Origin of the sequence: Micromonospora sp. WMMD1219 (genome assembly GCF_049315215.1) — a bacterium.
GTDB lineage: Bacteria > Actinomycetota > Actinomycetes > Mycobacteriales > Micromonosporaceae > Micromonospora > Micromonospora tulbaghiae.
In genome coordinates, this window is the sequence record NZ_CP186057.1 from 5,946,803 (window position 1) to 5,958,821 (window position 12,019).

Sequence of the window (12,019 nt, forward strand, 5' to 3'; positions counted from 1 at the left end):
GTGCCACCAACCACACAGTTTGGTCACAAAATCGTCACGCGTCAAGACGTATTCACATCGCGGCCGGACCACTCGTCCCGCATTGCGATTCGTCTTATCGGAATTCTTGACAATCAATCATCTCTGCATAACGCTGATCGACGCGGTCGGATGGTTCACCTCTCCTCGCCGGCCCTCACTCCTCCGGATGCACCAGCGCTTCGCACGGAAGGGCTCGTCCATGAAGAAGGTCACCGCCCTCGCTGTTCTCGCCGGCCTCACGATCGCCCTGACCGGCTGTACGGACTCCGACGCCACCGATCCGTCCCCCGGCGCGAGCGGCGATCTGCGGAAGGTCCGCGTGGCGGCGCTGCCGATCAGCGAGACCGCCGCGCTGTGGGGTGGCATCAAGGCGGGCATCTTCCGGGAGCAGGGGCTCGACGTGGAGGTGGTGCCCGCACAGGGCGGCGCACAGGCCATCCCGGCGCTGATCAACGGCGACATCGACTTCGCCATCGGTCAGCCGTTCGGCCCGTTCCGTGCCGATCTGCAGAACCTCGGTGTGGTGATCATCGGGAACTACGCGTCGTCCTACGCCGACGGTGACGACATCAACGCCGTGGTCGCGTCGGGGAAGTCCGGTATCACCCGGCCGGCCCAGCTCGCGGGGCGCAAGGTGTCGGTCAACAGCCTGGGCGCGGCCGGCGACGTCACGATCATGGCGGCGGTCGAGAAGGACGGCGGCGATCCCACCAAAATCAAGTTCGTCGAGGTGGCCTTCCCGGACGCGCCGGCCCAGCTCGCCGCCGGCAACATCGACGCCGCCTGGGTGACCGAGCCGTTCATCACCCAGATGCGCAAGCGCGGTGACGTCCTCGTGGTCGCCCCGTACCAGGCCACCGTTCCCGGGCTCACCACCCTGACGACGATCACGTCGAGCAAGCTGAAGGACTCCGACGCCGAGCTGATCGCGGACTTCTCGGCGGCGATGAAGAAGACGCTCACCTGGGCCAAGGATCCGGCCAACGAGAAGGACCTCCGCCAGGCCATCAAGGACAACCTCGAACTGCCGGAGCCGGTGGCGGACTCGGTACGGCTCCCGGCATTCGGGTGGGAACTCGACCGGGCCGGCCTGGAGCAACTGGCGACGCTGGCGCAGAAGTACCGCGTCCTCGACCGGCGACCCGACTTCGACCGCCTCATCCAGCAGCAGTAGCCGGCCGATGCGCAAGATCCTGCTGGGCGCCGTGGGTCTGCTGGGGTTCCTCGTCGTCTGGCAACTGATCCCGACACTGGGGCTGGCCGACCCGCACGACCTGCCGTACGCGACGGACGTGTTCGGGTGGCTGTTCCAGGAGCTCCGCGACCTGGCGTTCTGGCGGCGGCTCCGGCTCACCATGACGTCCTGGGCGATCGGCCTGACGCTGGCGACGCTCGCGGCCCTCGCGCTGGGGACGGTGGTGGGGATGGTGCCGTTCCTGCGTCGCGCGACGCACACGACAGTCGAGTTCCTGCGGCCGGTGCCGTCGGTCGCGCTGATCCCCCTCGCCGTGCTGATGTTCGGCCTGCAGATGCGCGCCGCGCTCGTCATCATCGTCTACGCCGCGTTCTGGCAGGTGTTCGTGCAGGTGATCTACGGCGTCGCCGACGTCGACACCGTCGCCCGCGACACGGCGCGGAGTTTCGGCCTCACCCGCGCCGAACGGCTGCGTTACCTCGTCCTGCCGACCGCCCTGCCGTACCTGATGACCGGGCTGCGTCTCGGCGCTGCGGTCGCGCTCATCCTGGCCGTCACCGCGGAGATGGTGATCGGCAATCCCGGCCTCGGGCGCATGATCGAGCTGTCCCGCTCCTCCGGGGACGCCGTCGGCCTGTACGGCCTCGTCGTGGTCACCGGGGTCCTCGGCCTGCTGGTGAACGTCGTGTTCCGCTTCGTCGAACGCCGCTCGCTGGCCTGGCACCAGTCGGTGCTCGCCGACGAGGCGGCCCGGTGACCGCCCTCGGCGCGGACCGGGCCCGTCCCCGCGACCTGGGCGTCCGGGTCGCCGAGAACGTGCTGTTCGCGGTCGGGCTTCCCGTCCTGGCCGTGGGGCTCTGGGCCGTCTGGTCCACCCGGTCGACGAACCGGTTCCTCGTCGGCCCCCGCGCCCTCCTCGACGCGTTCCGGCAGACCTGGATCGGCCCGGCGTTCGTCGACGACGTCCTGCCGAGCCTGTACCGGCTCCTGATCGGACTGTTCGCGTCGATCCTGCTCGGCGTCGCCGCCGGCGTCGTCATCGGCCGGCTCCGCCCGCTACGCGAGATCCTCGAACCACTGCTGGAGTTCTTCCGCGCGATCCCGCCACCCGTGCTGATCCCGGTCGCCATGCTGCTGCTCGGCATCACCGACACCATGAAGGTCGTCGTCATCACCTCCGGCGCGATCTGGCCGATCCTGCTGAACACGATCGACGGCGTCCGGGCGACCGACAGCGTGATGATGGAGACCGCGCGCTCGTTCCGGATCTCCCGGTGGGACCGGCTGTGGCTGCTGATCCTCCCGGCGGCGAGCCCGCGCGTCATGACCGGCGTACGGCAGGCGCTCTCGGTGGCCCTGATCCTCATGGTGATCTCGGAGATGTTCGCGTCGTCCGCCGGTCTGGGTTACCGGATCGCCTACTTCCAGCGGAACTACCTCATCGCCGAGATGTGGAGCGGCATCCTGCTGCTCGGCCTCATCGGCGTCGTCCTCGCCGTGGTCTTCGGTGTCGTCGAACGCCGCGTGCTGCGCTGGTACCACGGAATGAAGGAGGTGAGCCGTGGCTGACGGGAGCCCTCTGCTGAGGGTCGAGCACCTGCGGAAGGTGTACGCGTCCGGCCGGGGCGAGGTCGAGGCGATCGGGGATCTCAGCTTCACCATGGATCCCGGCGAGCTGCTGTGCATCGTCGGCCCCTCGGGCTGCGGCAAGACCACGCTCCTGAAATGCCTGGCCGGGCTGCTCCGGCCCACCAGCGGCCTCGTCGAGATGGAGGGATCGCCGGTGACCGGCCCGAGCCCGGCGATGGCGGTGGTCTTCCAGGAGTACGGCCGCAGCCTGTATCCGTGGCTGACGGTCCGGGGCAACGTGGAGCTTCCGCTCCGCCACAAGAAGCTGTCCCGCGCCGAACGTGCCCGGGCGGTCGCCGACGCCCTCGACGCGGTCGGCCTGCCGCAGTCGGCGCGCAGCCATCCGTGGCAGCTCTCCGGCGGGATGCAGCAGCGGGTGGCGATCGCACGCGCCATCGCGTACCAGCCGGACGTGCTGATCATGGACGAGCCGTTCGCCGCCGTGGACGCGCAGACCCGCGCGGACCTGGAGGATCTCGTCCGCGAACTGCACCTGACCCGTGGCATCTCCACCGTCTTCGTGACGCACGACATCGACGAGTCGGTGTATCTGGGCCAGCGCGTGCTCGTCCTGTCGAACTCGCCGACCCGGGTGCAGGAGGACCTCGTGATCGACCTCCCCCGGGAACGCGATCAGCTCACCACCCGGGCCCTGCCCCGGTTCACCGAACTGCGGACGCGCGTCTACGAGCAGATCCAGCGGGCCAAGCGCGGGCCGGCCGCGGCGCCGCAGCCGGCGCCGTGACTGTGCCTCGCCGGTCCCGGCACAAGGCCACGTAGCAGGCGCGTACGGGCGCGGGCCGGTGGAGGGCGGAAGCATGATCGGAACCCTGGTGGAGAACCGTCTCACGGCGCCGGCCCGCCACGACTCCTACGGGAGCTGATGCGCGCCACGTACCACGGACCGGCGACCACCGGCTGACGCCGCGGTGACCGCCGCCTCGCTCAAGCGGGAGAGGTCATGAACCGGAACAGTGCTCCGGCGGGCCGGCCACGCGCGTGGAGATCCTCGACCCCCGCCGGACGCTGGTGTTCCGGTCCGCCGACGGCGCCTGGGTGTGGGGCTTCCACCTGCGACGGTACGGCGCGGGCACCCGGCTGATCAGCCGCAACCGGATCTCCCTGGCCGGGCGTCCGGGGCCGGGCCGGACCGCGTACCGAATGGTGATGGAACCTGGCAGTCTGGTCATGGAGCGCCGGATGCTGCTGGGTATCAAGCAGCGCGTGGAACGAACATCATGAATGTGCCCGGCGGTGCGCGGCGGTCGCCGGCGAGGGCCGAAGGTCCCGCGGCTTCCGGCCTGCGGCCCCCCGCGGCCGGGCGCCGCCGGGCCTAGGCTGGGTCCGGACAAGACGAGATCAGTGGAAGGAAGCACGGTGACCGCGGTCGAATCCGAACTCCGTACGCTCGCCGAACTCGACGACACCGAACTCGCCCGTCTGGACGCGTGGTGGCGGGCGAACAACTACCTGACCATCGGTCAGATCTACCTGCAGGGCAACCCACTGCTGCGCGAGCCCCTGTCGGCTGAGCACATCAAGCCGCGCCTGCTCGGCCACTGGGGAACCAGCCCCGGCCTGTCGCTGATCTACGCGCACGTCTCCCGGCTGATCCGGCACACCGGCCAGCAGGCGATCTACCTGGCCGGTCCGGGTCACGGCGGGCCGGCACTGGTGGCCGCCGGCTACCTGGAGGGCACCTACAGCGAGATCTACCCGGACGTCAGCCAGGACGAGGCCGGGATGCTGCGCCTGTTCCGGCAGTTCTCCAGCCCCGGCGGTATCCCCTCGCACGTGTCGGTGACCACCCCGGGTTCCATTCACGAGGGCGGTGAGCTGGGCTACGTCCTGGTCCACGCGTTCGGCGCGGTGATGGACAACCCGGACCTGCTGGCCATCGCGGTGGTGGGCGACGGCGAGGCCGAGACCGGGCCCCTGGAAGGCTCCTGGAAGGGCGTGTCCTTCCTCAACCCGGAGCGCGACGGCGCGGTCCTGCCGATCCTGCACCTCAACGACGCCAAGATCTCCGGTCCCACCGTGCTGGGGCGCAAGGACCCCGAGGAGGTGCGCCACCTGCTGCGGGGCCACGGTTACGACGTCATCGAGGTCGAGGGCTCCGACCTGCCCGGAATGCACCACCGCTTCGCCGCCGCCCTGGCCACCGCCTGGACGAGGATCCGCGACATCCAGACCGCCGCCCGTGACGGCTCCTGGGACGGTACGCGTCCGACCTGGCCGCTGATCGTCCTGCGGTCGCCGAAGGGCTGGACCGGGCCGGACGCCGTCGACGGGGTCACCGTCACCGGGACGTGGCGCTCCCACCAGGTGCCGCTGTCCGGCGTCAAGGACAATCCGGAGCACCTCGCGCTGCTGGAGCGCTGGCTCAGGTCGTACCGTCCGGAGGAGCTGTTCGACTCCACCGGCGCGCCCGTGGCGCTGGTCCGGGACCAGGCCCCCGACGGCGACCTGCGGATGAGCGCCAGCCCGCACGCGAACGGCGGGCTGCTCACCCGGGACCTGGACCTGCCGGACTTCCGTTCCTATGCGATCGAGGTGCCCCAGCCGGCGCGGCAGCGGGCCGAGTCGACGCGCAAGCTGGGCGAGATGATGCGCGACATCTACGCCCGCAACGCCGACCGGTTCCGGTTGTTCTGTCCGGACGAGACGAACAGCAACCGCCTCGGCGGCGTCTTCGACGTCTCCGACCGCGCCTTCATGGAGCGGGTGACGCCGGACGACGTCGCGATCAGCCGCGACGGCCGGGTCATGGAGGTACTCAGCGAGCACAACTGCCACGGTTGGCTGGAGGGCTACAACCTGACCGGCCGGCACGGCATGTTCGCCACCTACGAGGCGTTCGCCATGGTCAGCGCCTCGCAGACGGTGCAGCACGGCAAGTGGCTGCAGGAGGCCAAGCACCTGCCGTGGCGCGCGAAGGTGCCGAGCCTCAACGTGCTGCTGACCTCGACGGCGTGGCGCAACGACCACAACGGCTTCTCCCACCAGGGCCCGGGCCTGATCCAGGTGGTGCTCACCCAGCGCGGCGACGTCGCCCGGGTCTACCTGCCGCCGGACGCCAACACCCTGCTGTCGGTGGCCGACCACTGCTTCCGGTCACGGTCGTACATCAACCTGATCGTCATCGACAAGCAGCCGCAGTTGCAGTACCTCTCCATGGACGAGGCGATCGAACACTGCGCCCGTGGCGCGGGGATCTGGGAGTGGGCCGGCACCGACGACGGCACCAGCGACCCCGACATCGTCCTCGCCTGCGCCGGTGACGTCGTCACCATGGAGACGGTCGCGGCGGCGCAGATCCTGCGCGACCGGCTGCCCGGTCTGAAGGTGCGCGTCGTCAACGTGGTCAACCTGATGACGCTGGTCCGGCCCAAGGACCACCCGCACGGCATGAGCGAGACCCTGTTCACCGAGCTGTTCACCGACGACGTCGACGTGGTCTTCTCCTTCCACGGCTATCCCGGCGCGATCCACCAGCTCGTCCACGGCCGCCCGGACGCGGACCGGTTCCGCGTGCGCGGCTTCATCGAGCAGGGCACGACCACCACCCCGTTCGACATGACGGTGCGCAACAAGGCGTCGCGGTACCACCTCGTGATGGACGCCATCAACAACGCCAAGCGTCTGCCACGCGGTGCCGCGGACCTCAAGGCGTGGTGCCGCAGTCAGCTCGACCGCCACGAGGCGTACGTGGTGGAGCACCTGGAGGACATGCCCGAGGTCCGCGACTGGGCCCTCGGCGACTGGGCCGCACGCGGCTGAGGTCGACGGAGACGGTGACGTCCGGCCGGGCGTCACCGTCTCCTTTCGCGTACGCGGATCCGTCGTCAGAAGACGCGTGTACGGCGTGCCCCGGACGCGAGGCCCGCGATCGGGCCGACGGCGCCGTCCCGGTCCGGCTGCCGGAGCTCGCCCGTGAGGTCGATATCCATGACGGCTGGGCTGCCGTCCGCCTCCTCGAACTCCGCGTCGGCGCACCGGACCCGTTCCAGCTCCCGGCCGGTGACCACACCGACACGTGCCTCGTCGAACGTCTCGGGAAGGTCGGTGACGAGCCAGACCGCGTCGCCCTCGACGACGACCGTCGCCGTCGCGGCGCCCAGCACCCGTGGCTCCCGCTCACCCTCGAACGGGCGGGCGCCCGCGGCGTAGGCGTTCGCGCGGGCGTACACCGGTTGTCTCACCTCGACGTACTTCTGCTGGTCGCTCGGCGGCTGGTCGGCGAGGCGGGCCAGGTACTCCGCGAACGACGCCGGATGGCCGTCGTATCCGGCGGTGCCGGCCAGCGGCGGTCCCTCACCCTCCGCGCCCGTCCCGTAGGCCGCGCCCGGGTCGCCGCCCACGAAGAGGTTCCCCACGTACCTGTCGTCGCCGCCGTAGATCACCGCGTACCCGGCGACCTGGGTGCTGTGCGGCCGGTGGTACGGCGTGGCGCGGTCCAGCACCGGCTCCAGCCGCACGGTGCCGCAGATCAGGTTGCAGACGAAGGCACCCCCCTGGCTGAACAGCTCCAGCGCGGCGGGCGAGCCGAAGATGTTGTGCTCGACCAGGTAGGGGCCGTGGCTGACCTCGACGAAGAGGTCCCGGCAGTTGTCGTGGTAGACGTTGCGGGAGAGCCGGGTGCCCTGGGCCTGCCAGTCCAGCCAGGTGCCGAGCGAGCAGTCGTGGATCCGGTTGTGCCGGATCACCACGTCGATGGCGGCGTGCAGCTTGATGCCGGCGATCTCGTAACCGTAGAACTCGCGCTTCACGCCGATGCGGTGGATGTGATTGTCCTCGATCGTGGAGAACGCGCATCCGAGGTGACCGACTATCGCGTTCTGGCCGCTGTCGTAGATCGTGTTGCGGCGGATCACGTGGGAGCCGATGTGCTCCCGGTCCCACCCGATCTGGCGGGCCGCGAAGACCGACTCCAACTGGTACTGGTATCCCGGCTTGTCGCCGCGCAGAGCCGAGTGGTTCTGCCCGGTCGACCCCTCCTTCCCGATCGAGATCGCCGAGCACTTGGCGTCATGGATCACGTTGTCCTCGATGACCCACCCCTTCGCCCAGTTCGGCCCGATCAGGCCCGGCTGGTCGGCGGTCGGCGGCGCCCACGGGCTGGCCGCCTGTGCCAGCTCGAAGCCGCGCACGGTGATGTAGTCCAGGTGCGGCTGTTCCGGGTAGAAGACGCTGCGGCGTACGTTGATCTCCACCAGCTCCGTGTTCGGGTCGGCGCCCTGGAAGTTGGCCCAGATCGTCGTCTGCTCACCGACCTCGGCGTACCAGACGAGCCGGGTCTGGTCGGGATCGCCGACCGGACGGGGCAGCCTGGTCCAGTCGTCGACGACCTCCGTGCGCCGGGGCGGATCGTCGACCTCCGCCCGGCTCGCCACCTCGAAGAAGCTCAGGCCGTTCAGATAGACGTCGCCGAGGTGCCTGCGCGGCGCATCCTTGCCGTACACGATCCAGTCGCCGGTCACCTCCTCGGCGAACGGGTTGAACGAGCCGAACAGCGAGTTGTCGACGACCGCCCGCCATACCGTCCCGCCGAGCGGCTCCCAGCCCGTGACGCGTTCCGATCCCTTGATCACCACGTGCTCGCCGGGTGCCGCCTCGTAGGTGATGCGGCGGGAGTCGCTGAGACCGCCACGGCGTGGCTTGACCCACTCGCGGTACTCCCCCGCGTGCACCACCACCGTGTCACCGGGCCGCGCGACGCCGGCCGCCCGGTCGATCGTCCGGAACGGCCGCTCGGCGCAGCCGTCGGCGCGATCCGAACCGCTGGTCGCCACATGGAATACCGATGTCATCCGGGGAGCCCTCCTTGTCGATTGATGGGGGTGCCTCCGGTGCCGCGGGCGGCGCGTGCGCGCCCGTTCATGTCCACACCGGCAGGTCGATCGCGGACGGGTGGGCGCCGTCGTGGGAGATCTCCTGCTGCGCCCGTACCGTGGTGGTAGCGGTGGCGGCGGGTTCGCCGGTGCCGGGATTGCGGGCGTAACGCGGATGCGCTCCGGAGCTGACCTGCACGGCGACGCGGTGGCCGGCGGCGAAGCGGTGGAACGCCGGCCACAGCGGCACGTCCAGCTCGACGTAACCCTTCCCGTCGGGCCGCGGGTCGGTCGCCACGGTGCCGACGCCGCCGATGCGGCGGATGCCGTCGCACACGGTCATCGAGCGGCCGTCCGGGTGCACGTCGCAGATCCGGACGAACACGTCCGCGCTGGCTGCCGTCGAACGGAACCGGATACGGGCGACCGGCTCCCCGGCGAGGACGACGGCGTGGTCCAGCGGTGGACTGCGGAAGACCGCCACGTCCGTACGGCGTTCGTGGGCGCTGTTGTCGACCGGCCCGGAGGCCGGGCCCAGGCCGGGACCACCGAGTGCGGGTGTGGGCCGGTCCGGGTCGTAGGTGTAGCGGGTGCTGCCCCCGTCGGGAGCGGCGGGGTCGAGCAGCCCGTCCGGATGCAGGTACCACCGCTGCGCGGCGGTGCCCGGCGGCGGCCACGCGGGCAGGTCGCGCCACTGCTCCGCGCCGGTGAGGAAGGCGCGCACGGGCGCCGGCCGGGCCGCGGGCGTACCGGCGAAGTGTTCCTTGAGGAACGCGACCGACTCGGCGAGGAACGGGCTCTGCTCGCTGCTGTGACCCCACGGGCCGATAGTGAGCCGCGGCGGGCGACCGGCCGCGGCGAGCCGGGCGTAGTCGCGCAGCTGCCAGGGCAGGAAGATGTCGTACCAGCCGGTGGCCATGTACACCGGTGCGGTGACGTCGGGCACCGACGCGGTGTGCGACTGCCGGGTCCAGTAGTCGTCGGTGAGCCTCTCGTGGGCCAGCCAGTCCTGGTACCAGCCGATCGGGTGGCCGGCCACCGCGGTGTCGCCGAGGGACAGGGGCAGGACGTCGAAGGCTTCGGCCAGCTTCCGGTCCGGCCGCCGCGCGAGCCGCGCCCGGACCAGGGCGCCGCGCATGCCCCGCAGGGCCATCAGGCGCGACCAGCCGAGCGAGCCGCCCAGCGAGAAGGCGCCGTTGTTCCAGGTGACCGCACCGAAGTCGGCCATCGTGACGTTCAGGCACAGGGCATCGGGGGCGTTACCGGGGTCGTCCCGGCACATCCGTCCCGCCACGGCCCACTGGGTGTAGCCCAGGTAGCTCTCCCCGTACGTCGCGACGGTGCCGGTGAACCACTGCTGGCGGCGTACCCACCGGTGGGTGGCCATGCCGTCGCGCTGCTCGTCGAGCTGCGGCCGGAAGCTGCCACCGGAGCCGCCCGTACCGCGGCAGCTCTGCACCAGGACCGTGAACCCCTCGCCGGCCAGCGCCGGCGCGTGGGTGAGCGAGCCGTGCCGGCCGTACGGCGAGCGGACGACGATCGTGGGCAACGGCGGTTCCACCGGGCCGACAGGCAGGTAGAGGTCGGCGATCAGTTCGACGCCGTCGTCCATCGGCACGCGCAGCCCGCGCCGCACAGTGAAGGCGTACGAGGGGTCCGGGGCCGCGCGGCGGAGCCGCCCGGACAGTCGGCGGCGGAGACTCCTCATCCCTCATCCTTGGTTCTGGAGTTCACGCCGGGCCGGCGGTGCGGATGCGCGCCCTGCCACCGGCCGGCGCCGTGCCCGTACGAGAAGGAGCGGATATGGAACCGAAGCCCGCCGACGGTGGCTACCGCAACCCGATCCTTCCGGGCTTCTGGCCCGATCCGAGCATCTGCCGTGCCGGCGACGACTACTACCTCGTGTGTTCGAGCTTCGAGTACACGCCCGGCGTTCCGATCTTCCACAGTCGCGACCTGTTCAGCTGGCGCCAGATCGGCAACGTGCTCGACCGCCCCGGTCAACTCCGGTTGCCCGCCGACACGCTCGCCTCGCGGGGCATCTACGCGCCGACGATCCGCTACCACGACGGCCGGTTCTGGGTCGTCACGACGAACGTCACGCTCGACCGGCACCTGATCGTCACGGCGACCGATCCCGCCGGCCCGTGGTCGGATCCGGTCTGTCTGGACCTGCCGCACGTGGACCCGTCGCTGGCGTGGGACGACGACGGCAACTGCTGGATGACGGTGTCCGGGGTCGAGTCGTACCGGATCGACCCGCGTACGGGAGAGGTCTTCGAAGGCCCGGTGCCGATGTGGTCGGGAACGGGTGGCCAGTACCCCGAGGCGCCGCATCTGTACCGGGTGGGCGACTGGTGGTACCTGCTCGTCTCGGAGGGTGGTACCCACACCGGCCACGCGGTGAGCGTCGCCCGCGCGCGCTCGCCGCGCGGGCCGTTCCAGCCCGGGCCGGCCAACCCGATCCTGACGCATCGCGGTACCGACCGGCCGGTGCAGGCGACCGGGCACGCCGACATGGTCGAGGCCGCCGACGGCAGCTGGTGGATGGTCCTGCTGGGCATCCGGCCGAGGGGCCAGTGGCCGCCGTACCACGTCCTGGGGCGGGAGACGTTCCTGGTCCCGGTGCGCTGGGTCGACGGGTGGCCGGTGGTCGATCCCGTCTCGTGCGCGACCGGCCCGGCGGAGACGGGCCGGTGGGACGACCGGGACGACTTCGACGACGACCGGCTGGGGCCACAGTGGATCTCTCCCCGCGAGCGGCCCGCAGCCGCCTGGTCGCTGACCGACCGGCCCGGCTGGCTGACCCTGCACGCGACCGGCGACAGCCTCGACCGCAGTGGCGCCACCGTCGTCGGCCGCCGCCAGCAGCACCACGACTGCCGGGTCAGCGCCCGCGTCGATCCCGGCTCCGGCCGCGCCGGCCTGACGATCAGGATCGACGAGGCTCACCACTACGACCTGGAACTCGCGCGGGGGCGGGCTCGGGTCATCGGCCGGGTGGGGCCGTTCCGCCAGGTGTTCGGGGAATGTCCCGTGCCGGCGGGGGCGGTGACCGTGGCCTTGAGCACCCGGACCGCCGACGTGCTGCCACCGACCGTCACCTCGTCCGACGATCTCGCGCAGGCGGGCCTCCTGGGCGTCACGGCTGCCGGCAGCGACACCATCCGGTTCGAGGTCGAGACCGGCGACGGCTGGTCGTCCCTGGCCGAACTCGACGGGCGCTACCTGTCCACCGAGGTCGCCTCCGGGTTCACCGGCCGGGTCATCGGCATGTACGTCACCGAGGGAACCGCCGCATTCGACTGGTTCGACTACCGGCCGGCCGGATGACAGACCGGCA

Annotated in this window: 9 protein-coding genes; 7 read left to right on the forward strand and 2 right to left on the reverse strand. The window is 70.9% G+C overall.

The features are described 5' to 3' along the window. Positions 1-220 precede the first annotated feature (220 nt). From ACN27C_RS27785 to ACN27C_RS27810, 6 genes are all read left to right on the forward strand, one after another. Positions 221-1,195, forward strand: coding sequence for an ABC transporter substrate-binding protein (locus ACN27C_RS27785; protein WP_422749168.1), 975 nt, complete (start codon positions 221-223; stop codon positions 1,193-1,195). Positions 1,196-1,202: 7 nt separating this feature from the next. Further along, entirely contained in the window at positions 1,203-1,973 is a 771-nt protein-coding gene (locus tag ACN27C_RS27790) for an ABC transporter permease (RefSeq protein WP_120570415.1), read from the forward strand. Further along, positions 1,970-2,785 carry an ABC transporter permease gene (locus ACN27C_RS27795; RefSeq protein WP_422749170.1) on the forward strand — a complete coding sequence of 272 codons (816 nt, stop codon included), beginning with the start codon at positions 1,970-1,972 and terminating at the stop codon, positions 2,783-2,785. Before ACN27C_RS27790 ends, ACN27C_RS27795 begins: the two co-directional genes overlap by 4 nt. Continuing rightward, entirely contained in the window at positions 2,778-3,590 is an 813-nt protein-coding gene (locus tag ACN27C_RS27800) for an ABC transporter ATP-binding protein (protein WP_120570417.1), read from the forward strand. The genes ACN27C_RS27795 and ACN27C_RS27800 overlap by 8 nt, the downstream gene beginning before the upstream one ends. Before the next feature lie 254 nt (positions 3,591-3,844). Further along, the gene (locus ACN27C_RS27805) at positions 3,845-4,087 is read left to right on the forward strand and encodes a hypothetical protein (protein ID WP_422749173.1); all 243 of its coding nucleotides are present in this window, start codon (positions 3,845-3,847) and stop codon (positions 4,085-4,087) included. A 135-nt stretch (positions 4,088-4,222) separates the two neighbouring features. Further along, entirely contained in the window at positions 4,223-6,625 is a 2,403-nt protein-coding gene (locus ACN27C_RS27810; protein ID WP_422749175.1) for a phosphoketolase family protein, read from the forward strand. 65 nt (positions 6,626-6,690) lie between these two features. Here ACN27C_RS27810 and ACN27C_RS27815 read toward each other — a convergent pair whose 3' ends face one another. Beyond that, positions 6,691-8,655, reverse strand: coding sequence for a right-handed parallel beta-helix repeat-containing protein (locus ACN27C_RS27815; RefSeq protein WP_422749176.1), 1,965 nt, complete (start codon positions 8,653-8,655; stop codon positions 6,691-6,693). A 67-nt stretch (positions 8,656-8,722) separates the two neighbouring features. After that, positions 8,723-10,384 (reverse strand): CocE/NonD family hydrolase, encoded by a 1,662-nt coding sequence (locus tag ACN27C_RS27820; RefSeq protein WP_422749178.1) that lies wholly within the window; start codon positions 10,382-10,384, stop codon positions 8,723-8,725. A gap of 95 nt (positions 10,385-10,479) precedes the next feature. On the opposite strand from ACN27C_RS27820, the gene ACN27C_RS27825 reads away from it, so the two are divergent. Further along, positions 10,480-12,009, forward strand: a complete 1,530-nt coding sequence (locus tag ACN27C_RS27825) for a glycoside hydrolase family 43 protein (RefSeq protein ID WP_422749180.1) — start codon at positions 10,480-10,482, stop codon at positions 12,007-12,009. Positions 12,010-12,019 lie beyond the last annotated feature (10 nt).

Excerpts from the sequence above, each read along its gene's own strand:
- ACN27C_RS27825 (WP_422749180.1), top strand. The coding sequence starts at position 10,480 with ATGGAACCGAAGCCCGCCGACGGTGGCTACCGCAACCCGATCCTTCCG.
- ACN27C_RS27785 (WP_422749168.1), top strand. The coding sequence starts at position 221 with ATGAAGAAGGTCACCGCCCTCGCTGTTCTCGCCGGCCTCACGATCGCC.
- ACN27C_RS27790 (WP_120570415.1), top strand. The coding sequence starts at position 1,203 with ATGCGCAAGATCCTGCTGGGCGCCGTGGGTCTGCTGGGGTTCCTCGTC.
- ACN27C_RS27815 (WP_422749176.1), bottom strand. The coding sequence starts at position 8,655 with ATGACATCGGTATTCCATGTGGCGACCAGCGGTTCGGATCGCGCCGAC.
- ACN27C_RS27820 (WP_422749178.1), bottom strand. The coding sequence starts at position 10,384 with ATGAGGAGTCTCCGCCGCCGACTGTCCGGGCGGCTCCGCCGCGCGGCC.